General features: G+C 62.4%; 18 protein-coding genes, 1 rRNA gene and 2 pseudogenes (1 of these 21 running past the window's edge). 14 read left to right on the top strand and 7 right to left on the bottom strand.

Features of this window, described 5'->3' with window-relative positions; all coding sequences use genetic code 11:
- The first annotated feature begins 53 nt into the window (after positions 1–53).
- A complete protein-coding gene (locus tag J3A71_RS06665) occupies positions 54–941 on the top strand; it encodes an NAD(P)-dependent oxidoreductase (protein WP_023048581.1) in 888 nt (295 codons plus the stop codon).
- On the opposite strand, the gene J3A71_RS06670 is transcribed toward J3A71_RS06665, so the two are convergent.
- Together J3A71_RS06670 and rapA are read right to left on the bottom strand one after the other, a co-directional pair.
- Complete coding sequence (locus J3A71_RS06670; RefSeq protein ID WP_016488721.1) at positions 841–3105, bottom strand: bifunctional diguanylate cyclase/phosphodiesterase; 2265 nt, start codon at positions 3103–3105, stop codon at positions 841–843. The genes J3A71_RS06665 and J3A71_RS06670 overlap by 101 nt on opposite strands.
- Before the next feature lie 292 nt (positions 3106–3397).
- Positions 3398–6244 carry an RNA polymerase-associated protein RapA gene (gene rapA / locus J3A71_RS06675; protein WP_096426682.1) on the bottom strand — a complete coding sequence of 949 codons (2847 nt, stop codon included), beginning with the start codon at positions 6242–6244 and terminating at the stop codon, positions 3398–3400.
- 162 nt (positions 6245–6406) lie between these two features.
- Here rapA and J3A71_RS06680 point away from each other — a divergent pair, with 162 nt between their 5' ends.
- The 10 genes and pseudogenes from J3A71_RS06680 to J3A71_RS06720 all read left to right on the top strand — a co-directional run.
- Entirely contained in the window at positions 6407–7102 is a 696-nt protein-coding gene (locus J3A71_RS06680) for a hypothetical protein (RefSeq protein ID WP_016488719.1), read from the top strand.
- Between the two features lie 63 nt (positions 7103–7165).
- On the top strand, positions 7166–7495 hold the full coding sequence (locus tag J3A71_RS06685; RefSeq protein ID WP_016488718.1) for a hypothetical protein: 330 nt from the start codon (positions 7166–7168) through the stop codon (positions 7493–7495).
- A 67-nt stretch (positions 7496–7562) separates the two neighbouring features.
- Positions 7563–7724 (top strand): hypothetical protein, encoded by a 162-nt coding sequence (locus J3A71_RS06690; protein ID WP_003254864.1) that lies wholly within the window; start codon positions 7563–7565, stop codon positions 7722–7724.
- A gap of 135 nt (positions 7725–7859) precedes the next feature.
- Positions 7860–7976 (top strand): cytochrome c oxidase subunit CcoM, encoded by a 117-nt coding sequence (gene ccoM / locus J3A71_RS31655; protein ID WP_016488716.1) that lies wholly within the window; start codon positions 7860–7862, stop codon positions 7974–7976.
- 215 nt (positions 7977–8191) lie between these two features.
- Positions 8192–10180, top strand: coding sequence for an FUSC family protein (locus tag J3A71_RS06695; RefSeq protein ID WP_024717441.1), 1989 nt, complete (start codon positions 8192–8194; stop codon positions 10178–10180).
- Positions 10167–10373: a DUF1656 domain-containing protein gene (locus tag J3A71_RS06700; protein WP_016488714.1), complete on the top strand. Its 207-nt coding sequence runs from the start codon at positions 10167–10169 to the stop codon at positions 10371–10373. Before J3A71_RS06695 ends, J3A71_RS06700 begins: the two co-directional genes overlap by 14 nt.
- Positions 10374–10385: 12 nt before the next feature.
- Positions 10386–11063 (top strand): annotated as a pseudogene (locus J3A71_RS06705) (HlyD family secretion protein); the annotation flags it as partial.
- A 204-nt stretch (positions 11064–11267) separates the two neighbouring features.
- Positions 11268–12782 (top strand): IS21-like element ISPpu7 family transposase, encoded by a 1515-nt coding sequence (gene istA, locus J3A71_RS06710; RefSeq protein WP_019437638.1) that lies wholly within the window; start codon positions 11268–11270, stop codon positions 12780–12782.
- Between the two features lie 17 nt (positions 12783–12799).
- Positions 12800–13555, top strand: a complete 756-nt coding sequence (gene istB, locus J3A71_RS06715; protein WP_019437637.1) for an IS21-like element ISPpu7 family helper ATPase IstB — start codon at positions 12800–12802, stop codon at positions 13553–13555.
- A 102-nt stretch (positions 13556–13657) separates the two neighbouring features.
- Positions 13658–13858, top strand: a pseudogene (locus tag J3A71_RS06720) (HlyD family secretion protein); the annotation flags it as partial.
- A 145-nt stretch (positions 13859–14003) separates the two neighbouring features.
- Here the strand turns inward: J3A71_RS06720 and J3A71_RS06725 are convergent.
- Complete coding sequence (locus tag J3A71_RS06725; protein ID WP_024717440.1) at positions 14004–14762, bottom strand: SDR family oxidoreductase; 759 nt, start codon at positions 14760–14762, stop codon at positions 14004–14006.
- Between the two features lie 111 nt (positions 14763–14873).
- Here J3A71_RS06725 and J3A71_RS06730 point away from each other — a divergent pair, with 111 nt between their 5' ends.
- Positions 14874–15791 (top strand): LysR family transcriptional regulator, encoded by a 918-nt coding sequence (locus J3A71_RS06730; RefSeq protein WP_060520066.1) that lies wholly within the window; start codon positions 14874–14876, stop codon positions 15789–15791.
- Between the two features lie 159 nt (positions 15792–15950).
- On the top strand, positions 15951–16274 hold the full coding sequence (locus J3A71_RS06735) for a DUF2025 family protein (RefSeq protein WP_023047378.1): 324 nt from the start codon (positions 15951–15953) through the stop codon (positions 16272–16274).
- A gap of 34 nt (positions 16275–16308) precedes the next feature.
- On the opposite strand, the gene J3A71_RS06740 is transcribed toward J3A71_RS06735, so the two are convergent.
- From J3A71_RS06740 to J3A71_RS06755, 4 genes are read right to left on the bottom strand one after another with little or no spacing between them, the layout of a single operon-like run.
- Positions 16309–18894, bottom strand: a complete 2586-nt coding sequence (locus J3A71_RS06740; RefSeq protein WP_096426681.1) for an EAL domain-containing protein — start codon at positions 18892–18894, stop codon at positions 16309–16311.
- A 51-nt stretch (positions 18895–18945) separates the two neighbouring features.
- The gene (locus J3A71_RS06745) at positions 18946–20019 is read right to left on the bottom strand and encodes a diguanylate cyclase (RefSeq protein WP_024717439.1); all 1074 of its coding nucleotides are present in this window, start codon (positions 20017–20019) and stop codon (positions 18946–18948) included.
- A 7-nt stretch (positions 20020–20026) separates the two neighbouring features.
- On the bottom strand, positions 20027–20236 hold the full coding sequence (locus tag J3A71_RS06750; protein WP_145913757.1) for a hypothetical protein: 210 nt from the start codon (positions 20234–20236) through the stop codon (positions 20027–20029).
- Complete coding sequence (locus J3A71_RS06755) at positions 20233–21129, bottom strand: formate/nitrite transporter family protein (RefSeq protein WP_016488707.1); 897 nt, start codon at positions 21127–21129, stop codon at positions 20233–20235. Before J3A71_RS06755 ends, J3A71_RS06750 begins: the two co-directional genes overlap by 4 nt.
- Before the next feature lie 458 nt (positions 21130–21587).
- Here J3A71_RS06755 and J3A71_RS06760 point away from each other — a divergent pair.
- A 16S ribosomal RNA gene (locus J3A71_RS06760) occupies positions 21588–22260 on the top strand (it continues 864 nt past the right edge of the window).

Consider the following 22260-nt stretch of genomic DNA (forward strand, 5'->3'; position numbering starts at 1 on the left):
TGCCCACCGTTCTGGCCAGCCTGGAAAACAATTCGAATAGTCAGGAGTCATTCATGAGCACTGCATTGCCTTCGCTTGGATTTGCCGGCATCGGCCTGATGGGCCTGCCCATGTGTCGACGCCTGTTAGCGGCTGGCTACCCGCTGACCGTGTGGAACCGCAGCCCGGACAAGTGCGCCGCGCTGGTCGCCGCCGGCGCGCGCCTGGCCAACAGCCCTGCCGAACTGTGCCAGGGCAGCGATATGGTATTGCTGTGCCTGGCCGATACGGCCGTGGTGCGTGAGGTGGTGTTCGGCGAGCAAGGGATTGCCCAGGGTGGGCGCAGCGGCCAGTTGCTGATCGATTTCTCCAGCCTGGAACCCACCGCCACCCGTGAAATGGCCGCCGAGCTCGCGGTACTGTGTGGCATGGCCTGGCTGGATGCTCCGGTGTCCGGCGGCACGCCAGGTGCCGAGGCCGGTACCCTGGCGATCATGGTTGGCGGTGAAGCGGCCGACCTGGAACGTGCACGGCCAGTGCTGCAGGTGCTGGGTCAGCGTGTGACGCACATGGGGGCGGTGGGGGCGGGGCAGGTGACCAAGGCCTGCAATCAGATGATCGTGGCATGCAATGCCCTGGTCATTGCCGAAGTGGTGGCGTTGGCCGAGCAATCCGGGGTGGACGCGACGCTGATCGCCGAAGCGCTGGCCGGTGGTTTTGCTGATTCCAAGCCGCTGCAGATCCTTGCACCGCAAATGGCTGAAAGCCGCTTCGAGCCGATCAAGTGGCACGTGCGCACGCTGCTCAAGGACCTCGATGGCGCAGTGAAGTTTTCCCGTGAGCAGGGGGCGGCGACGCCGCTCAGCGGCCTCGCCGCGCAATTGATGCGCCTGCACGGTAGCCAGGGTTACTTGCAAAAAGATCCGGCGACCCTTGTAGAACTTTACCGCAACAAGGGATGAGTACCTGGCTTTGGCGCTGCAGCCGCTCCAGTAGTGGCCGTAGCTCGGCCAGCGGTACCGGGCGGCCCAGCAGGTAGCCCTGCAGATAGTCACAGCCATGGTCTTGAAGGAAAGCCTGCTGTTCGGCGGTTTCCACGCCTTCGCTGACGACCTGCAAGTGCAGGGTATGCGCCATGACGATTATCGCCTGGACGATCTCGCGATCCTTCTGGCTGCCCGGCACATCCTGCAGGAAGCTGCGATCGATCTTCAGTACGTCCAGCGGCAGGCGCTTGAGGTAGGCCAGTGACGAGTAGCCAGTGCCGAAGTCGTCGATTGACAGCGCCACGCCCAAGGCACGAACGCGCTTGAGCAGGTTGACGGTACGCTGGATATCGCCCATCAGGGCATTTTCGGTCACTTCCAGCTCCAGGTGCCGGGGTGCGAGCCCTGTGTGGAACAGCGCTTTCTCCACTTCGTTGGGCAGCTCGTCGTGGCTCAAGGTTACTGCCGAGCAATTGACCGTCACCTTGATATCGCCATAACCGTGGCGGTGCAGGTGTGCCAGGTCGGCACAGGCGTGGCGCATTACCCAGAGGTCAAGGTCGATGATCAGACCATTGGCTTCGGCAATGCCGATGAAACGGTCGGGCCCCAGCAAGCCGTGCTGCGGGTGATGCCAGCGCACCAGGGCCTCGAGCTTGGCCACCTGCCCGCTGCGCATGTCGAAGATGGGTTGGTAATGCACGCACAACCCACGTTCTTCGAGCAGGGCGATGCGCAGTTCTTCTTCGAGTTGCAAGGCGAGGGATGCCTGGTTTTTCAGGGTTTCGTTGAAAAAGTGCAGGCCGTTACGCCCACTGTCCTTGGACTGGTAAAGGGCCAGGTCGGCATGTTTGAGCAGTTCTTCGGCGCTGGTGCCGTCGTCGGGGAAGATGCTGATGCCAATACTGGTGGTCATGACCATGCGCCGACCACCCAGGTCGATGGGTTCTTTCATCCGTTGCATGATGCGTTGTGCCAGGTGGCGCGCTTCGTCGCAGTTGCTGAGGCTGGTGACCACGCAGAACTCGTCGCCGCCCAGGCGTGCGACCAGGTCCTGATGGCGGGTGGCGGCCTTGATGTGGCTGGCGATCACCTTGAGCAGTTCGTCTCCAGCGTCGTGGCCAAGGCTGTCGTTGATGCGCTTGAAGTGGTCGATGTCGAGGAACATGACTGCCAGGCGGTTTTCAGTGGCGTGGTGTTCGGCCAGGCGCTCTTCGAATACCTGGTTGAAGCCACGGCGGTTGACCAGGTTGGTCAGGGCATCGTAGTGCGCGGCCTGCTGCAGCGATGCGCGGGCCTGGTCCAGTTGGCTGAGCAGCACGTTGACCCGGCGCAGATCGTGCTCCTTGCTCTGCAGCTTCTTGTCGGCCAGTGCGGCGCTGATGCTGGCGCCACTGATCAGCAGGGTGATGAAGCCGATGCCCAACCCCAGTTGCAGGCTGTTGTCGGCGGAGGGCAGGCGCAGCGCGGTGTCGGGCGGGATCACCAGGGTCATGGCCGACATCGCGGTGAAATGGGTGGCGACGATGCCACCGGCCATCAGCAGACTGGCGCCGTACTTCATTGCCTGGTGCAGGGTGCCGCTGCCATTGCTGAAGTACCGGGCCAGGTATAACGCAGCCAGGCCGGTGAGCAGGGCAATGGTGGCAGAGGCCAGCAGCAGGCCAGTCTGGTAATACTGCTGGGCGCCGGTGTCCATCGCAGCCATGCCGACAAAGTGCATCAGGATAATGCCCATGCCGATCAGTACGGCGCTTTGCAGGAAGTGCTGCACGCGCATCTGGCTGCGGTCGAGGCTGCGCATGGTCACCCAGGCGACGGCCAGGGCGATGAGTAGCGAAAGAATGGTCAGGGAAACGTCGTAGTGCACCTCTATCGGTGCCTGGAAGGCCAGCATGCTGATGAAGTGCATGGCCCAGATGCCACCGGCCAGGCAGCAGGCGCCAAGCATGTGCCATTGTCGGTGGGCAGTGGGGTCTTCGCTGTGGGACTGGCGCTCGGCCATGTCCAGGGTCGCGAAGCAAGCCGCGCAGGCAACGAAGTAGGCGAGCAGGACCAGAAACGGTTCATGGCGGCAATCGATAACGATGTGCCCGAATGCCGGAAGGTCGGCGAACAGTTGCAGCCCCAGCCATTCCATTGATTGCCCCATGATCGAGTTTTCACTCGTCTGCGCTACAGCCCTGTGCAGACTGTCCAGAGGCAGTATAGGAAGAGGTGTTTAAGCCTTCCTGAATAATGGCAGTTTGATTTCTACGATTTGGTTATCAACCCAATCGCCAGCAGGCATAAAAGGGACATATAGGTGTAGGCGCAGCCTTGTGCTGCGAAGAGGCCGTATGCCTCACAATAATCTTGTGGGGCATACGGCCTCTTCGCAGCACAAGGCTGCGCCTACAGATGGTGGTCAGGCCACCAGCGTGCGTGTCAGATCAGCCAGCTACCAGTACGCGAATGGCTTCCAGGCGCAAGGCAGCCTTGTCCAGCATCGCCAGACCCTCTTCGCGCTGCTTGCGCAGCGCGTCGATCTCGCTGTCGCGCACGCTTGGGTTGACCGCTTGCAGTGCCACCAGGCGAGCCAGCTCTTCGTCGGCCTCAGCCGCCAGGCGGCGCTGGGCTTCGGCTACGCGCTCGACGTGAGTGGGCATGATCTTCTCTTCACCGCCACTGATGCGCTTGGCCAGCACGTCACGCTGGGCCTGGACAAACTTGTTGGCGCTGGCGCGCGGTACGCTTTCGAGCTGCTCGTTGAGGGTTTCGAAGGCCACGCGGGCGGCCAGGTCGTTGCCGTTGGCGTCGAGCAGGCAGCGCAGTGCCGCCGGCGGCAGGTAGCGGCCCAGTTGCAGGCTGCGCGGTGCCACCACCTCGCTGACGAACAGCAATTCGAGCAGTACGGTGCCCGGCTTGAGTGCCTTGTTCTTGATCAGTGCCACGGCGGTGTTGCCCATCGAACCGGACAGCACCAGGTCCATGCCGCCCTGCACCATCGGGTGCTCCCAGGTGAGGAACTGCATGTCCTCACGCGACAGCGCCTGGGCACGGTCGTAGGTGATGGTCACGCCTTCGTCGTCGCCCAGCGGGAAGCTGGCATCGAGCATCTTTTCGCTCGGCTTGAGGATCAGTGCGTTCTCGGAATGGTCTTCGCTGTCGATGCCGAAGGCGTCGAACAGGGTTTCCATGTAGATCGGCAGGGCAAACTGGTCGTCCTGCTCGAGAATGGCCTCGACCAGCGCCTGGCCTTCGCCGGCACCGCCGGAGTTGAGCTCCAGCAGGCGGTCGCGGCCAGTGTGCAGTTCGGCTTCCAGGCGCTCGCGCTCACTGCGGGCGTCGGCCACCAGGGTATCCCAGGCCTTGCTCTCGCCACCTTCAAGCAACGGCAGCAGGCGCGGGCCGAACTGGTGCTGAAGGGCGTTGCCGGTGGGGCAGGTGTTGAGGAAGGCGTTAAGGCCCTCGTGGTACCACTGGAACAGGCGCTCTTGCGGGCTGCCTTGCAGGTACGGGATGTGCAGCTGGATGGTGTGCTTCTGGCCGATCCGGTCAAGGCGGCCGATGCGCTGTTCGAGCAGGTCTGGGTGCGCGGGCAGGTCGAACATCACCAAGTGGTGGGCGAACTGGAAGTTGCGGCCTTCGCTGCCGATCTCCGAGCAGATAAGCACTTGCGCACCGAACTCTTCGTCGGCGAAGTAGGCGGCGGCGCGATCGCGTTCGAGGATGTTCATGCCTTCATGGAACACCGACGCCGGAATGCCGGAGCGCACGCGCAGGGCGTCTTCAAGGTCCATGGCGGTTTCGGCGTGAGCGCAGATCACCAATACCTTGGTGCGCTTGAGCATCTTCAGCGTGTCGATCAGCCAGTCGACGCGTGGGTCGAAACGCCACCAGCGCTCGTCGTCAGCCACATCGCCCTGGGCCTGGAAGGCAACTTCCGGGTACAGCTCGGCGTGCTCGCCAGCAGGCAGGTCGCGGTATTGCTCAGGTGTGGCCAGCGGGTAAGGGTGCAGCTGGCGCTCAGGGAAGCCCTGGATCGCCGCACGGGTGTTACGGAACAGGACGCGACCGGTGCCGTGGCGGTCCAGCAGTTCGCGGATCAGGCGTGCGCTGGCCTGGCTGTCGCCGCCGCTGACTGCCGCCAGCAGGGCTTCGCCTTCGGCACCCAGGAAGCCCTGGATGGTGGCGTGGGCCTCGGGCGACAGGCGGCCTTCGTCGAGCAGTTCCTGCACGGCTTCAGCCACTGGGCGGTAATTCTCGCTCTCGGCGCGGAAGGCCGCCAGGTCGTGGAAACGGTTGGGGTCGAGCAGGCGCAGGCGCGCGAAGTGGCTGTCCTGGCCAAGTTGCTCGGGGGTGGCGGTGAGCAGCAGCACGCCCGGGATCACCTGGGCCAGTTGCTCGACCAGGCCGTATTCGGCACTGACCTGATCTTCGTGCCAGACCAGGTGGTGGGCCTCGTCGACTACCATCAGGTCCCAGCCAGCAGCAAACAGTGCGTCCTGGGCCTTTTCGTCGTCGACCAGCCATTCCAGTGCAACCAGCGCAAGCTGGGCATCTTCGAACGGGTTGCTGGCGTCGCTTTCGATAAAGCGTTCGGCATCGAACAGGGCTACCTGCAGGTTGAAGCGGCGGCGCATTTCCACCAGCCACTGGTGCTGCAAGTTTTCCGGCACCAGGATCAGCACGCGGCTGGCGCGGCCTGACAGCAGCTGGCGATGAATCACCAGGCCGGCTTCGATGGTTTTACCCAGGCCCACTTCGTCGGCCAGCAATACCCGCGGGGCGCTGCGGTCGGCGACTTCGCGAGCAATGTGCAACTGGTGGGCGATCGGTTGCGCGCGGCAGCCGCCCAGGCCCCACAGCGCTGACTGCATCTGCTTGCTGGTGTGCTGCAGGGTGTTGTAGCGCAGGCTGAACCACGACAGTGGGTCGATCTGGCCGGCGAACAGCCGGTCGCTGGCCAGGCGGAACTGAATGAAGTTCGACAGCTGGGTTTCTGGCAGGGTACGCGGCTGGTTTTGCCCGTCCAGACCGTGGTAGACCATCAGCCCGTCGATGTCATCGACCTCGCGCACGGTCAGCTTCCAGCCCTCGAAGTGGGTGATCTGGTCACCTGGCGAGAAGCGCACGCGGGTCAGCGGCGCGTTGCGCAGGGAATACTGGCGCGTGTCGCCAGTGGCCGGGTAGAGCACGGTCAACAGGCGGCCATCCTGCGCCAGGATGGTACCCAGGCCGAGCTCTGCTTCGCTGTCGCTGATCCAGCGTTGCCCCGGTTGATACTGCTGCGCCATACTGCCTGAACTCCCGCGATGAAAAAGCCGATTATGTTAACGGATCGGCCGGTCAGACCAAAGTGCGAACGCACCGAAAGATGCCGAACCACAACAGGAAGTAAGTCAGTCTAGCCGTTTCATCGCCTCGCACCGTGCAGCTGACGAGGGCCCCGGACCAACATGCCTGCCAACCACCGCTGGATCAGCGCTTCCATGGCCGTGGGCAGCTTGCTGCTGCTGAGCGCCTGCGAACAGAAAAACTTCGAGGCCTTGCCCGCCATCCCGATGGAACAGCTTGAAGTACTCGGCGTGCAGACGCCGATCAAGAGCGTGCATTTTCGTGACCGCGACGGTGAAGGCCTGTTGGTGTTGAGCCGCAGCGATGGCCAGGCCAGCGACCCGGAAAGCGAACAGGAAGTGGACAAAGTGGTACTCAAGGCCACCTTGTACGGGCGTACTGCCGAAAGCGATGCATTCAAGGCACGCTGGCAGATCGAGCAGGAAACCACTTGCCCTGGCCTGGACCTGGACGTGGACTTCTATACCGACGTCAGCGATGTCGGCGACCTGAACAAGGACGGTATCGCCGAGGTTACGGTGGCCAGCCATGCCTTCTGTGGTGGCGGCATCGACCCGCACGACATCGCCATCGAAATGCGTGAAGGGCAGGCCAGCTACACCATCACTGGCCAGTCGCTGATCAGCCCGGCGGGTGAAGAGCCGATTGGCGGTGAGCGCAATGACAGTGCCTCGCTCAAAACCGCGCCACAGGTGCTTCGCGATCACATGGATGCCGTCTGGCAGCAGGTTTACAAGCGGCCGTGGAGCGAAGCCGGCCCGCCAGGCGACGACGACCTTGACGACGAAGCCGAGTAATTGTTGTCCATGACATCAAGGTAAACTCGCGCCTGCCGATACAGGGGGCATAGGAGAACGTCCATGCTGCCGCCAATCATTCCGCTCAGTGCCGCCCCGGTGACCTCGCAACAGGACCCGGTCAAGCCGACCCCGGACATCAAGCCGGTGGTACCGACGCAGCCTGCGTCCGGCGAAAGTGCCATCGATCTCAAGCAACAGCGCGACCCGCAGGCGCAGGCGTTGTTGCTGCGCGATGAGCAGCGTCGCCAGCAGCAACGTGGCAAGCAGGGCGGCCAGGACCGCTACAGTGCCTTGCCAGGTGACGAGGTCAATGCCGACAACACCGTGCCGGTCGCGCCACTGATGGACGAGCACGTGCGCCAGGGGCTGCTGGTGGACATCGAAGTCTGACGCAGGGCTGGTCAGCGCCTGCGCCTGGCTTCATCATGCAAGCCTCAGTTGATCGCCGAGCCCACCCATGAGCCAAGACAACCTCATCGATTTTGATGCCGAACGCGCCAAGCGTGTCCACGACCTCAAGGAAAAGCGCCTGAACGAAATGCGCAACGCGTTCGAGCAGGCTCTGCCGTTGAGCACCAGCAAGAAAAAGAAGCCCAAGGGCAAACCGAAGAAGCGCTGAAACTTGACGCAGGTCAACCCTGCACCCGCCTCGCGTGCCCGGCCCCGGGCACCATTGACCCTGGTCAATTTTCTCCATCCCCACATTGGTTAACGTGCACCCATCGGACAACGGCAAACGAATGGGGAGGCCCGCATGTTCTTCGACAACGTGGTTATCGCCGGTGTGGTAACGGTCGGGTTGATGGTGGCCTTCTTTGCCGGTCTGGGCATTTTCATCTGGAAGGACTCGAAAAAGCGCAAGCCGCGCTGACCTTCCCGGTACACGAGCACGCAAGGCATTTAGGGCGACTTCGGTCGCCCATTTTTTTGCCTGCGATTTAAGTGTTGCCGGTGCCGGCTCTTTCGCAGCACAGGCTTACCAATGTCCCAATAAAGATGATTAGCTAGCTAATTAATCGTTTGAGCTTTATCCTGCTCACCATTGTCTATCTTTTCAGTACGACCATCCCTCGCAAGGTCCGCCTAGTGCCCATCACCTTTCAGGCCCTGTTCGCCCCCAGCAGCCTCGCCCTCAAATTCGCCGTCAAGACCCTGCTCGGTGGCGGTCTGGCGTTGTGGCTGGCAATGCGCTGGGGCCTGGAGCAACCGTCCTGGGCACTGATGACCGCCTTCATCGTCGCCCAGCCGCTGTCAGGGATGGTGGTGCAGAAAGGCCTGGCGCGGTTGGCCGGCACCTTGGTCGGTACCGTGATGTCCGTGGTGTTCATCGGCCTGTTCGCCCAGACCCCTGGGCTGTTCCTGTTTACCCTCGCCCTGTGGCTGGCCTTGTGCACTGCGGCCTCGACCCAACTGCGCAGCGCCTGGGCCTATGCCTTCGTGCTGGCTGGCTACACTGCCGCGATTATTGCCTTGCCGGCCATCGACCACCCGCTGCAGGTCTTTGACCAGGCTGTGGCGCGCTGTACCGAGATCTGCCTGGGCATTTTCTGCGCCACTGCAAGCAGTGCGTTGCTCTGGCCAATGCGGGTGGAGCAGCAATTGGCCGGGCAGGCCCGACAGGCATGGCAGAACGGCCTGCAGGCTGCCAGCGCCATGCTTGGCGGGGCAGACGAGGCACGCAAAGGCTTGCTGGAGAGCCTGGGGCGTATCGTTGCTATCGACAGCCAGCGTGAACATGCCTGGTTCGAAGGCAATCGCGGTCGCCAGCGAGCCCGCGCGATCCGTGGCCTGAGCCAGAAGCTGATGGTGCTGTTGCGGATCTCGCGCTCGGTGCGGCGGCAGTGGCAGCATCTGGATGAGCGTGAGGCAGCGCACTTGGCACATTGGCTGGACGAGGTGCGCGCGCTGCTGCTCGAGCCCGACCGGCCCAGCCTGTTACTGCTGCGCCAGCGCATCTGGGATGCGGCCCATGATGACCAGATCAGTTCGGCGGAGCACTTCTGCCTGGCGCGCATGGCCTTGTTGCTGGATTACGCCATGGCCGCCAGCCAGGCGCTGGAGGATGTGGAGGCGGGCAGGGCGCCCAAGGATGTGTCGCAGGGCCTGGCCGTGCACCGCGACTGGTCCCTGGCATTGCTGTTCGGTTCACGCAGCGCACTGGCCTTTCTGGTGATGAGCGGCTTCTGGCTGGCGACGGCGTGGCCTTCGGCGCCGGGTGGCCTGGTGTTGACCTGCGTGGTCTGCAGCCTGTTCGCCAGCCGCGAGAACGGCGCGCAGATTGGCCTGAGCTTCCTGCGCGGCATCTTCCTGGCGATACCCGCGGCGTTTCTGGTGGGGCAGATCCTGCTGCCGCAATGGAGCAGCTTTGCCATGCTTTGCCTGGGCATGGGCGTGCCGTTGTTTCTCGGCGCATTGGGCATGGCCCACCCACGTACCGGGGCCACTGCAACGTCTTATTGCCTGCACTTCATTGTGCTGGTGTCCCCGCTCAACGTCATGCAGTTTGGTGTGGCGACCATGCTAAACAGTGCGCTGGCGATGCTGGTAGGGGTGTCGGCAGCGGTAATGGCCTTCCGTTTGCTGGTGTTCCGCCACCCGGCCTGGCTGGGCCGGCGCCTGCGGGCAGCCACCCAGAGCGACCTGGTGCGCCTGACCCGGCGCGACCTGCGCGGTGCCGACAGCTGGTTTGGCGGGCGCATGGCCGACCGCCTGATGCAACTGGCCCGGCAGGCTGGCGAGCTGCCCGAAAGCGAGCGCAAGCGCTGGGATGACGGCCTGCATGGGTTGGATATCGGTGATGAACTGGTGCATCTGCGTATGTGCCTGGCGGTCGCCCAAGCCCCCTTGGGGCGCGCCGAGCGCGAGTATTTGCAGCAGGTAGAGGCGGTACTGGCCAAAGGGCCGGGCGCCGGGCGCGGGCATCGCCTGGACGCTGCCAGTGAACAATTCATAGCCGCCTTGCGCCGGCTGCCTGCCAGTGACCCGCTGCGGCTGGCCGAAGGTGCGGTGCTGCAATTGCAGAAAAGCTGGGGCAAATGGTGCCGCTGGCAGGAGGACGCCTATGGGGTTGCATGAATGGGAAGTGGGCGGCGTGCTGCTCAGCCCGTTTCTGCTTTATGTGTTGCTGGCCCTGCTGCTCACCGGCGTGCTGCGCCTGGTGGTGCAGGCGACGCCGTTGGGGCGCTGGATCTGGCATGAAGCGTTGTTCGACGCAGCGCTGTTCGTTTGTGTGTTGTTCCTGGTGGTGAGGCTGCTGGGAGCTTTATAAAGGAGTGTTTCAATGCGTGCGGCCGTACGTACCCTGGTGACGCTGTGTGTGGTGGCTTTGGCCGTGTTGGCCGGCTACCAGCTGTGGCAGTACTACATGCTTACGCCCTGGACCCGCGATGCCCGTGTGCGTGCCGATGTGGTGGTGATTGCCCCTGACGTGTCCGGGTGGGTACGTGAGCTCAAAGTCCATGACAACCAGCAGGTCAAGGCGGGTGACCTGTTGATGAACATCGACCGCGAGCGCTTTCAGGCTGCCTTCGACCAGGCACGTGCGGTGACTGAGACCCGCGCCCAGCAACTGCGCTTGCGCGAGCGTGAGGCCGCCCGGCGCACCGCCCTGGGGCCAGAGGCGATCAGTGCCGAGTTGCGTGAAAACGCCCAGATCAATGCTGCTATCGCGCGCGGTGAACTGCATGAGGCCGAAGCGCAGTTGCAGGTTGCCAAGATCAACCTGGCGCGCAGTGAAGTGCGCGCGCCGCGCAGCGGGCATATCACCAACCTGCGTCTGGCCGAGGGCAACTACGTGAACACCGGGGAATCGGTCATGGCCCTGGTGGACGATTCAACCTTTTATATCCAGGCCTATTTCGAAGAAACCAAGCTGCCGCGTATTCGTGTGGGAGACACGGTGAAAGTCTGGCTGATGGGCGCCGGCGAACCCATGCAAGGGCATGTGGAAAGCATCAGCCTGCGGATTCCACGCTGACTCGGACACCCATTCCACGCGCATCCGGACAGTGATTCCACGCTGATCCGGACACTCATTCCACGAGCATCCGGACACCGACTCCACGGTCATCCGGACACTTTTCTGGCAGGCAGCCACGCAGGATTTATTCACTACCATCGATCTCTTTTTCGAAGCAGAGAGGTCGTTGTGGAGCGTTTATCCATGCGTAAAATCCGAGAGGTGTTACGCCTCAAGTTCGACTGCGGCCTGTCCGTGCGCAAGATCGCCCGCAGCCTGGGCATTGGCCACAGCAGTGCCGGTGATTACCTCTGCCGTTTTGCCGCCAGCGGCCTCACCTGGCCCTGTTCGTTGTCCGATGCCGAGTTGGAGCAGCAACTGTTCCCGCCGGCCCCGGCGGTTGCCAGTGAGAAGCGGCCTTTACCCGATTGGGCATGGGTGCATGCCGAACTGCGCCGCCCCGGGGTGACCCTGGCGCTGCTCTGGCAGGAGTACCGCCTGAGCCAGCCTCAGGGCTTTCAGTACAGCTGGTTCTGTGAGCACTACCGAGCCTGGCAGGGCAAGTTGGACGTGGTGATGCGTCAGGAGCACCGCGTCGGCGAGAAGCTGTTCGTCGACTATGCCGGCCAGACGGTGCCGGTTATCGATCGCCACAGCGGCGAGATCCGCCAGGCGCAGGTGTTCGTCGCGGTGCTCGGCGCGTCCAGCTACACCTTCGCCGAAGCCACCTGGTCGCAGCAGCTGCCGGACTGGCTAGGCTCCCATGCCCGCTGCTTCGCCTTCCTCGGCGGCGTGCCGGAGATCGTGGTGCCGGACAACCTGCGCAGCGCGGTGAGCAAGAGTCACCGCTACGAGCCGGACATCAACCCGAGCTACCGCGATCTGGCCGAGCACTATGGCGTGGCGGTGGTGCCGGCGCGGGCACGCAAACCGCGCGACAAGGCCAAGGCCGAAGTCGGCGTGCAGGTGGTCGAGCGTTGGATCCTCGCCGCACTGAGGAATCGGCAGTTCTTCTCCCTGGATGAACTCAACACGGCCATCGCCGGGCTGCTGGAGCGGCTCAACCAACGCCCGTTCAAGAAGCTGCCGGGCTCCCGGCAGTCGGCCTTCGACAGCCTGGATCGTCCGGCGCTGCGCCCCCTGCCGGAGCAACCCTACGTCTACGCCGAGTGGAAGAAGGCGCGGGTGCACATCGACTACCACGTCGAGGTCGATGGGCATTACTACTCGGTGCCGTATCAACTGGTGAAGAAGCAGCTGGAGGTGCGCCTGACGGCGCGCACCGTCGAGTTTTTCCACGCCAACCAGCGAGTGGCCAGCCACCTGCGCTCAATGCACAAGGGCAGGCACAGCACGCAGGCCGAGCACATGCCCAAGAGCCATCGCGAGCATGCCGAGTGGACGCCGCAACGGCTGATCCGCTGGGCCGAGCAGACCGGGCCGAACACCGCCGGCGTGATCCGGCACATCCTCGAACGGCGCATCCATCCGCAGCAGGGCTACCGGGCCTGCCTGGGCATCCTGCGCCTGGGTAAAACCCACGGTGAGGCGCGTCTGGAGTTGGCCTGCCGTCGCGCCATCAGCCTCGGCACGTGCAGCTACAAGAGCCTCGAATCGATCCTGCGCCAGGGGCTGGAAAACCTGCCGCTAGCTCAAACCAACCTGCCGCTACTACCGGACGACCACGCCAACCTGCGCGGATCCGCCTACTACCACTGACCCCAAGGAATCCCACCATGCTGCCCCATCCGACCCTGGACAAGCTGCAAACCCTGCGCCTGCACGGCATGCTCAAGGCGCTGAATGAACAACTGAAAACCCCGGACATCGACAGCCTGAGCTTCGAAGAACGCCTCGGCCTGCTGGTCGACCGCGAGCTGACCGAACGCGATGACAAGCGCCTGAGCAGCCGCCTGCGCCAGGCCCGGCTCAAGCACAACGCCTGCCTCGAAGACATCGACTACCGCAGCCCGCGCGGACTGGATAAGGCGCTGATCCTGCAACTGAGCAGTGGTCAGTGGCTGCGCGACGGCCTCAACCTGATCATCGGCGGCCCCACCGGTGTCGGTAAAACCTGGCTGGCCTGCGCCCTGGCCCACCAGGCCTGCCGGGAGGGCTACAGCGTGCGCTACCTGCGCCTGCCACGTTTGCTGGAAGAACTGGGTCTGGCCCATGGCGACGGCCGCTTCGCCAAGCTGATGAGCAGCTACGCCAAGACCGACCTGCTGATCCTCGACGACTGGGGCCTGGCCCCGTTCACCGGCGAGCAACGGCGCGACATGCTGGAGCTACTGGACGACCGTTACGGCCAGCGCTCGACCATCGTCACCAGCCAGATGCCGGTGGACAACTGGCACGAACTGATCGGCGATCCGACCCTGGCCGATGCCATCCTCGACCGCCTGGTGCACAACGCTTATCGGATCAATCTGAAGGGTGAATCAATGCGCAAACGGACGCAGAAATTGACGACGCCAGCCAACCCGGACTAACAATGCCACCCCTGCGTCGCTGCGCTCCGACTGCCTGTCCGAATGAGCGTGGAACAGGTGTCCGGATCAGCGTGGGCTGAGTGTCCGAATGGCGTGGAATCCGCAATCAGCCGCGGCATCACCGACCGCAACAGTAACCCCGACAGCCAGTTGCTGCCGGAGGTGGAGCCTACTTTCAACTGGGTGCGGTTGGCCCAGCGCATACCCGTAAGGATTCGCCTGGACCAGGTGCCGGAAGGGGTGACGCTGAGTGCAGGCATGACCGCGAGCGTGCAGGTGCATGAGGACCGGGGCGAGCAGTGATGGTGCTGCCTTGTTAACCTGTAGGAGCAGCCTGGTGCTGCGAAGAGGCCAGTACCGGCAATGTAGTTGTGTTGGCCATGCCGGCCTCTTCGCAGCGCAAGGCTGCTCCTACAGGTACGGCGCATCGCCTAGCGTGCCGTGAGGCTCATAGGAACATGCCGCCCGACACTTCCAGCCGTTGCCCGGTAATCCAGCCATTGCCGTCTTCCAGCAACAGCGCAATCGCTGCCCCGATGTCATCCGGCAAGCCCACGCGGCCCAGCGCCGTATTGCCGGCAATGTATTCATTCACCTGCTGGTTATCCCGCACCACGCCGCCGCCAAAATCGGTCTCGATCGCCCCCGGCGCCAGAATGTTCACGCGAATGCCACGCGCGCCCAGTTCCTTGGCCTGGTAGCGGGTCAGCACCTCCATTGCGCCCTTCATCGCGGCATAGGCGGCATACCCCGGCAGCGCAAAGCGTGCCAGGCCGGTAGAAATGTTGACGATACGGCCATTGTCGACCAACAGGGGCAGCAGGCGCTGGGTGAGGAAAAAGGGTCCTTTCAGCTGAATATTCAGCAACTGGTCGAACTGCGCCTCGCTGGTTTCGACGTACGGCACATTCAGCCCGATCCCGGCATTGTTCACCAGAAAGTCAAAACGCTCGCGGCCAAAGTGCTGCTGCAGGGTGCTGCCAAGGCGCTCGGCGAAGCTGGCAAAACTGCTGCTGTCGCTGACGTCGAGTTGCAGCATGGCCGCTTTCGCCCCGGCCTGCTCCAGTCGGGCAACTACGGCCTGGGCTTCGTCCGCCTTGCTGTGGTAAGTGCCAATTACATCGATACCGCGTGCGGCCAGGTGTTCGGCAGCGTTACGGCCAAGGCCGCGGCTGGCGCCAGTGATCAGGGCAATTTTGCGCGTCATGTTCAAAGCCTCAGGCTGGGTGGATGTGGTCAGCTTATTGGTCGGCTCGAGGCTGTTAAATCCGGTAAAAATGGAAATACTGTTCGACAGAACCGGATAGCCGAGGCCCAAATGAACAAGCTGGAGTTGTTGCGCACCTTCGTGCGGGTGAGTGAGGTCAGCAGCTTCACCCTGGCTGCCGAGAGCCTGAGGCTGCCACGCTCGACCGTGTCAGAGCAGGTAAAGGCACTGGAGCGCTTGCTGGGTACGCAGCTGTTCAACCGTACTACCCGCAGGGTGCAGGCGACCCAGGATGGCGCCTTGCTGTACGAGCGTAGCAAGGACCTGCTGTCAGGCATGGATGAGATCGAGAGCCTGTTCAGCGCCGACGATGCCGAGCTGGCCGGGCGCCTGCGCATCGACCTGCCGACCATGATGGCGCGGCGGGTCATCATCCCGGCGTTGCCGCAGTTTCTGCAGCGCTTTCCGCGGCTGGAGGTGGAGCTCAGTTGCACTGACCGCCAGGTTGATTTGCTGCGCGAGGGGTTTGACTGCGTGATGCGCATAGGTGCCCTGCATGATCTGGATGTGGTGGCGCGGCCGGTCGGGCAACTGAGCATGCGCAACTGTGCGAGCCCCGCCTACCTGGCCCGCTACGGCGTGCCGCAGACGCCCCAGGAACTGGCCGGGCACCAACTGGTGCACTACGTGCGTACCTTGGGGGCGCGCAGTGCCGGTTTCGAATACCTGCAAGGTGGTGAGCTGCAATACCAGGCCATGGCTGGTGTGGTTACGGTCAACAACGCCGAGGCGTACTCGGCGGCCTGCCTGGCCGGGCTGGGGTTGATCCAGGTACCGGCGGTGGGTGTGGCCGAGCATTTGCAGCGAGGCGAGCTGGTTTCGCTACTGGAAGACTGGCAGGCCCCGGCCATGCCGGTGTCACTGCTGTACGCCCGGCAACGGCACGTGCCGCGCCGGGTTCAAGCGTTCATGCAGTGGCTGGCGGCGGTGCTGGCGTCGCAGGTCGACCCTGCACCAAGTGAACATTGAGCCAGGTGCCGGCCGCAGGTAAAGGCGTGCGGGGTAAGCACGAAAACCCTTGGCGAACGGCCTGCCACTTGCGTTAGGCTGCCGTTTGCGAGTTGCCCGGTAGAGGCGACCGATTCCGCCAGGCGTGCGTATCTTTCGATTTCATTGCGAGGTTACGTCATGGCCATCACTTCCCAGGACATCTGCAACGCCGCCGACCAGCTCAAAGGTTTTGTCGGTTTTCATGGCAAGCGCGGCGTTCATATCGTGCGGTTTTCCGAGGACTCGTTCGGCATGGACGTGGCCGACGACAGCATTACCCCCTGCAGCGAGTTTGTCTGGCGTCCCGAGCAAGGGCAGCGCATGGCGCTTTGCCGTGAGCGGCTGGCGCTGCTGCTGGAGCAGCATGTGGATGACCGCCTGAACATTGCTGAGCCACTGCGCGCCTACCTGCGCCGCCGGGATCTGCCAGACATCGTGGCCGAACGCACCGTGCAGCAATAAACCCGGCCCTTATAGGAGCAGCACAAGGCTGCTCCTACAAGGGCTTTGCAGTGCTATGGGATGTCTGGTGCAACAACGCCGCCACCCCGGCACTGTCCAGCGGCCGGCTCATGTAAAAGCCCTGCACCTCATGGCAGCGGTCTTTCTCCAGTGCCTTGAGCTGCTGTTCGCTCTCTACGCCCTCGGCAGTTACCGTCAACCCCATCGCATCACCCAGGTTGATGATGGCCTGGACCACGGCGCGGTCTCTACCGCCGCTGCTGTTCAGGCCATTGATGAAGCGTTTGTCGATCTTGATGCTGTCGAACGGGTAGGTACGCAGATAACCCAGCGACGAGTAGCCGGTGCCGAAATCGTCCATATTCAGGCGCACGCCAAGCTCTTTGAGTGACAGCATGGTGCCTAGCGCGCCCTCGATGTCGTTGAGCATCACGTTTTCGGTAATTTCCAGTTCCAGGCGCTGGGCCGGGAAGCTGGTGTCCAGCAGGACCTCGCGTACGTCGGCGACCACGTCGCTGCGCAGGAACTGCGCAGGCGACAGGTTCACCGAAACCAGAATGTCGGCGGGCCAGTCGTGGGCAGTGCGGCAGGCTTCGCGCAGCACCCAGCGGCCCAGCGCGACGATGATGTCGCTTTGCTCGGCCAGCGGGATGAAGGTATCCGGCCCCAGCAACCCTTCCTGTGGGTGTTGCCAGCGCAGCAAGGCTTCGACCGCGACGATGCGTCGGTCGCTGAGGCGGTAGCGTGGCTGGTAGTGCAGCTCGAACTCCTGGTTGCGCAATGCCCGGCGCAAGTCGTTTTCCAACTGGCGACGGTACTGGATCTGCTGGTTCATTTCGGCGGCGAAGTAGCGCCAGGTATTCTTGCCATCGGCCTTGGCCTGGTACAGGGCGATGTCGGCGCAGCGGATCAGTTCGCCGGCATCGAAACCCTGGGTGCGGGTCTGTGCCACGCCGATACTGACGCCGACGTGCAGCAGTTGGCTGTCGAAGGTGATGGGGTGCTGCAGCAGGTCGATCAGGCGTGCGCAGAAGCGGTCGACTTCGCTGCGGTTGTCCATGCCGCTGAGGACCAGAATGAACTCGTCGCCACCCAGGCGTGCGACCAGGTCGCCATCGCGGGTGGTGTCGCGCAGGCGCGTCGCCACTTCCTGCAGCACGGCATCCCCGGCGGCATGGCCGAGGGAGTCGTTGATCGGCTTGAAGTTGTCCAGATCCAGCAACAGCAGTGACAGTGGCGGCGAGTCATTGCCCCGCAGCAGGGCCTGCTCCAGGTGCCTGGCGAGCTTGTTGCGGTTGGCCAGCCCAGTGAGAGGGTCGTGCAGCGACAGGTGCTGGATGCGCGCGTGGGCGTCGACTTCGTCGGTGATGTCACTGGCGGTGCCACGAAAACCGATGGGTGTGTCGTCATGCCAGATGGCGCGGGCCGAAATCCTGCAGTAGCGGTTCTGGCCATTCTGGTCGCGGTAAGTACAGCGCAGGTTGGCCAGTTGCTCGGGGTCTGCGTTGGCCAGGGCGTCCAGCCAGGGTGAGAGCGGGGTGGTATCGCAGGCCAGCAACTGGTTGAGCGGGTGCCCCAGCCAATCGTCCACCGCGTAGCCGGTAACATTGGCAAAGCGCTGTGACAGGTATGTCAGGCGCTGTTGCCGGTCAGTTTCCCAGATCCAGTCGGATGCCGACTCGGCCACTGCGCGAAAACGCTGTTCGCTAGCCTCCAGGGCCTGGTTGCTCTGCTGCAAGTGCGAAAGCGTCAGGCCGATCGCCCGCGAGCTGCGCAAGGTCAGGCGGAACAGGTAAAGCATGATCAGGCCAAGTATCAGCAGCGCGCTCAACAGGGCTGGCATTACCGCCCACAGCAATTGGTGCCCCGGCAGTGGGCTGCTCCAGGACAGGTGATAGCCGGTGTCACCCAGGTCGATACGCAGGTGGTCATGCTGCTGCATATCTTCCTTTTCCACATGCATGCGGGTCAGCCCGGCACCTTTGCCCAGTTGTGCCAGTTTTTCTTCGGTCAACTGGTCGACGAACAGCATCACGGGTGCCTGGCTTACCTCACTGTCGGTGACGTCGCGGTCCGGGCGTATGGCTGCGGCACTGAGTACCGCCGGCCAGCCATTGAACAGCACGAAACGGGTTATCTGCTCGCGGGGAATTGCGGCTGCACGGGCCTGGTCGAGGATCGGCTGGAGCGTTGCGTCTATATAGGTGTTGGCGCCTGCCTGGGTGGGCTGGCCTTTGAACAAGGCGTAGGTGGTACGGTCGTTTTCCACCACGAACACCCCTTCGTAGCCGCTGGCGCTGTACAACGATTCACCTACATTCTTCTCCTCGTAGGCCCAATGCCAGTCGGCGTGGCCTGCCAGGTGCTCGAAGGCCGCATCCCATACGGCGTAGCTGGACAGAAACTGGCGTGAGGCCAGCAGACGTTGTTCCAGCGCCTGCGTCGCATGGAACGCGCTACGCTGGCGCTCCTGCTTGTCGAGCGTGGTCGCGATATTGAACAGGGCGCCGAGGATGACCAGGCAGGCCAGGCCGTACACCGTGCTGAAACCGGCAATCAGGTGGCGCACCTGAAAGCGCGGCGTAGGGCTTGCGGGTGGAAGGTTGGCGGTCCTGGCCATGCGCGAGCAGCTCCTTCAAGCAGCCTCCCGCCGGGCAGTCAGGCAGGGGGTTCAATCAGGATAGGCCAGCCTGAGCGTGGCAGCCTCGCTGCGGGCAAAATTGACTTGGTCACGGCCTGCGTGCTTGGCGGTGTACAGTGCCTTGTCCGCCTGTTCCAGCCAGTGTTCCGGTGATTGCAGGCCAGCCTGGAATGCTGACAGGCCGATGCTGAGGCTGATGCGCAGGTGCGGCAACTGCGGATTACGGTAGTTGGCGACCCGTTCGCGCAGGCGCTCCATGGCTTGGCAGGCCTGGGCTTGGCTTGTGTCCGGCAGGATCACGCAAAACTCGTCTCCGCCGTACCGCCCGGCCTGGTCGCCCTCGCGCAAATTTCGCCGTAGTTCGGCACTGAGCTGACGCAGTACACAATCGCCGACCACGTGGCCGAAGGTGTCGTTGATAGTCTTGAAATGGTCGATGTCGATCAGGGCTATGACCGCCTGCCCCTGTTGTTGTCTACAGGCCTGGAACTTCAGCAGCAGCAGGTCTTTCCAGGCACCATGGTTGAGCAGGCCGGTCAGACTGTCGGTCAGGCTGAGCGCGCTCAGCCGGCGTTTGTGGTCGGCCAGCTTGATCGCCAGCTGGTAGCACACCCAGCCCAGGGCAAGCGGGTACAGCGTCAGCATAGGGAGGCAAGCATAAACTTGCAGGGGCGTTGCATGCAGCTGCAGGCCGGGGCCGAGGACCAGAACGGCGACAAGCATGCCGGCCAGTTGGGCCATTGCCCCGCGCACGACCAGCCGCTTGCCCCCGGCAGCAACGTTGTTCATGGTCATCATCGATAGCACGGTCACGCTCGGCAAGGGATTGAAGTGCATGGCGGCGGTCCAGAATCCGCCCATCAGTGAATCAAGCAGCAAGTTGCGCTGTTCCGCCTGGTAAGGGGCTGGCGAGCGGGTGGCCCAAAAGTAAGCCACGTGCGGCCACAGCAGCCCGTTGACCAGCATCAGCCCCCATATCCACGCAGGCGGCGCCAGCGGCGCCATGCCAGCCATGACGCTGAGCAGGCCAATGCCCATGCCTATAATGCGCGGCAGGTAGATGCGCTTGACGAATGAAAGGCCTTTGCCGCTGCTGTTTTCCATCATGTTGTCATTCTTCTGCCGGTATACCGTTTATCGCATAACTCACGTGAATATTGTTGAACACTGTTTCATCGGCGAAAAATGACCTTGCAAGCCAATTCACGGTAGATCCGATCCCCGGCAGGTAGCACGAAGGCTTTTCTGTTGCTTGGGGTATTGCAGGCACATGCTGCCGGCGCAGATTCTGCGGGTCCGGCAGCGGCACGCCAAGCTTCAATGCTTGTCGTCCCTGCTGCGCGCTGGCCTGGCTTCGTGGTCTTTCAATAATTGCGAGGGCGGCTTGCCGCTGTCACTGCGTACCTGAGCATGGCTGATCAGGCCGAAGATCAAGCTGCCACCAATAATATTGCCGGCCAGGGTAGGCAAGGCGAATTGCAGCAAGAAACTGCGCCAGGTCTCGTCGCCGGCCCAGACCAGATAAGACACCTCGACTGAACCCACTACTATATGGGTGAAGTCGCCAAGGGCCATCAGGTAGGTGATCAGCAGGATGATCCAGATCTTGGCGTGCTCCATGGATGGAATCATCCAGACCATGGTGGCGATCATCCAGCCCGAGACGATGCCTTTGGCAAACATCTGGCTGATGTCGTTCTTCATGACCTTGCGGCCGATCTCGAGGAAGGCCACATCCGTCTTGCTGTCAAAGATCGGCAGCTCCAGCATCACCCAGGCAACCAGTAGGGTACCGGCCAGGTTGCCGAGCAACACCACGCCCCACAGGCGCAACAGGCGGCCGAAGTTGGCCAGGGTCGGGGAGGTCATCACTGGCAGCACGGCGGTGAGGGTGTTTTCGGTAAACAGTTGCTGGCGTGCCAGGATAACAGCGAGAAAACCGGCGCTGTAGCCGATGCTGGCAATCACCTGCGCACTGTCACCGTCCGGCAGGCGGGCGTAAAACAGCCCCATGGCCATCATCGACAGCCCCATGGACAAGCCGGCGGCCAGCGCCGACCACCACAGCGCGGCGAGCGTACGCTCCAGCTCCTGGTCGCCCTGGTAGCGGATGATCTCGTGCAGCACTGCCGCCCGCGGCGGCTGGTTGTGGCTGACTTCCTGCTCTTCATCTGCAGACAAGCCCGGGGTTTTCTCGTTTTGCGCATCGCTCATGGCCACTACGCTCCGTGGGGGGGGATTCATTACAGATCCGCTGCGCTTTCATTAGTTGCGAGGTGGGTACTAAACACGCTTGGAAAGTTTTTTAGATCAAGGTGTTGACTCTAATTTCAAAGCGCGTATTATTCGCCTCCTCGCAGCGACAAACGCTTCGAGGCAAGCGGTAAGTGTTTGAAGTTGTTAGCTTTCGAAAGAAAGTGGATGTAAAAAACTTCAAAATAAACGCTTGACAGACTCTGAGGAAAGCGTAGAATGCGCGCCTCGGTTGAGACGAAAAGCTCTTAACCAAGCGCTCTTTAACAAATCGAATCAAGCAATTCGTGTGGGTGCTTGTGAGTATGGACTGATAGTCAAAAAGATTATCAGCATCACAAGTGACCATGCGAGAAATCACATAGTCATTTGAGATTGCTGAGCCAAGTTTAGGGTTTCTTAAAAACCCAAGCAGTATTGAACTGAAGAGTTTGATCATGGCTCAGATTGAACGCTGGCGGCAGGCCTAACACATGCAAGTCGAGCGGATGAGAAGAGCTTGCTCTTCGATTCAGCGGCGGACGGGTGAGTAATGCCTAGGAATCTGCCTGGTAGTGGGGGGCAACGTTTCGAAAGGAACGCTAATACCGCATACGTCCTACGGGAGAAAGCAGGGGACCTTCGGGCCTTGCGCTATCAGATGAGCCTAGGTCGGATTAGCTAGTTGGTGAGGTAATGGCTCACCAAGGCGACGATCCGTAACTGGTCTGAGAGGATGATCAGTCACACTGGAACTGAGACACGGTCCAGACTCCTACGGGAGGCAGCAGTGGGGAATATTGGACAATGGGCGAAAGCCTGATCCAGCCATGCCGCGTGTGTGAAGAAGGTCTTCGGATTGTAAAGCACTTTAAGTTGGGAGGAAGGGCATTAACCTAATACGTTAGTGTTTTGACGTTACCGACAGAATAAGCACCGGCTAACTCTGTGCCAGCAGCCGCGGTAATACAGAGGGTGCAAGCGTTAATCGGAATTACTGGGCGTAAAGCGCGCGTAGGTGGTTTGTTAAGTTGGATGTGAAAGCCCCGGGCTCAACCTGGGAACTGCATCCAAAACTGGCAAGCTAGAGTACGGTAGAGGGTGGTGGAATTT

The organism is Pseudomonas sp. PvP089 (assembly GCF_017875165.1).
Taxonomy (GTDB): domain Bacteria; phylum Pseudomonadota; class Gammaproteobacteria; order Pseudomonadales; family Pseudomonadaceae; genus Aquipseudomonas; species Aquipseudomonas fortuita.

Excerpts from the sequence above, each read along its gene's own strand:
- J3A71_RS06665 (WP_023048581.1), top strand. The coding sequence starts at position 54 with ATGAGCACTGCATTGCCTTCGCTTGGATTTGCCGGCATCGGCCTGATG.
- J3A71_RS06670 (WP_016488721.1), bottom strand. The coding sequence starts at position 3,105 with ATGGAATGGCTGGGGCTGCAACTGTTCGCCGACCTTCCGGCATTCGGG.
- rapA (WP_096426682.1), bottom strand. The coding sequence starts at position 6,244 with ATGGCGCAGCAGTATCAACCGGGGCAACGCTGGATCAGCGACAGCGAA.
- J3A71_RS06680 (WP_016488719.1), top strand. The coding sequence starts at position 6,407 with ATGCCTGCCAACCACCGCTGGATCAGCGCTTCCATGGCCGTGGGCAGC.
- J3A71_RS06685 (WP_016488718.1), top strand. The coding sequence starts at position 7,166 with ATGCTGCCGCCAATCATTCCGCTCAGTGCCGCCCCGGTGACCTCGCAA.
- J3A71_RS06690 (WP_003254864.1), top strand. The coding sequence starts at position 7,563 with ATGAGCCAAGACAACCTCATCGATTTTGATGCCGAACGCGCCAAGCGT.
- ccoM (WP_016488716.1), top strand. The coding sequence starts at position 7,860 with ATGTTCTTCGACAACGTGGTTATCGCCGGTGTGGTAACGGTCGGGTTG.
- J3A71_RS06700 (WP_016488714.1), top strand. The coding sequence starts at position 10,167 with ATGGGGTTGCATGAATGGGAAGTGGGCGGCGTGCTGCTCAGCCCGTTT.
- istA (WP_019437638.1), top strand. The coding sequence starts at position 11,268 with ATGCGTAAAATCCGAGAGGTGTTACGCCTCAAGTTCGACTGCGGCCTG.
- istB (WP_019437637.1), top strand. The coding sequence starts at position 12,800 with ATGCTGCCCCATCCGACCCTGGACAAGCTGCAAACCCTGCGCCTGCAC.
- J3A71_RS06725 (WP_024717440.1), bottom strand. The coding sequence starts at position 14,762 with ATGACGCGCAAAATTGCCCTGATCACTGGCGCCAGCCGCGGCCTTGGC.
- J3A71_RS06730 (WP_060520066.1), top strand. The coding sequence starts at position 14,874 with ATGAACAAGCTGGAGTTGTTGCGCACCTTCGTGCGGGTGAGTGAGGTC.
- J3A71_RS06735 (WP_023047378.1), top strand. The coding sequence starts at position 15,951 with ATGGCCATCACTTCCCAGGACATCTGCAACGCCGCCGACCAGCTCAAA.
- J3A71_RS06740 (WP_096426681.1), bottom strand. The coding sequence starts at position 18,894 with ATGGCCAGGACCGCCAACCTTCCACCCGCAAGCCCTACGCCGCGCTTT.
- J3A71_RS06745 (WP_024717439.1), bottom strand. The coding sequence starts at position 20,019 with ATGGAAAACAGCAGCGGCAAAGGCCTTTCATTCGTCAAGCGCATCTAC.
- J3A71_RS06755 (WP_016488707.1), bottom strand. The coding sequence starts at position 21,129 with ATGAGCGATGCGCAAAACGAGAAAACCCCGGGCTTGTCTGCAGATGAA.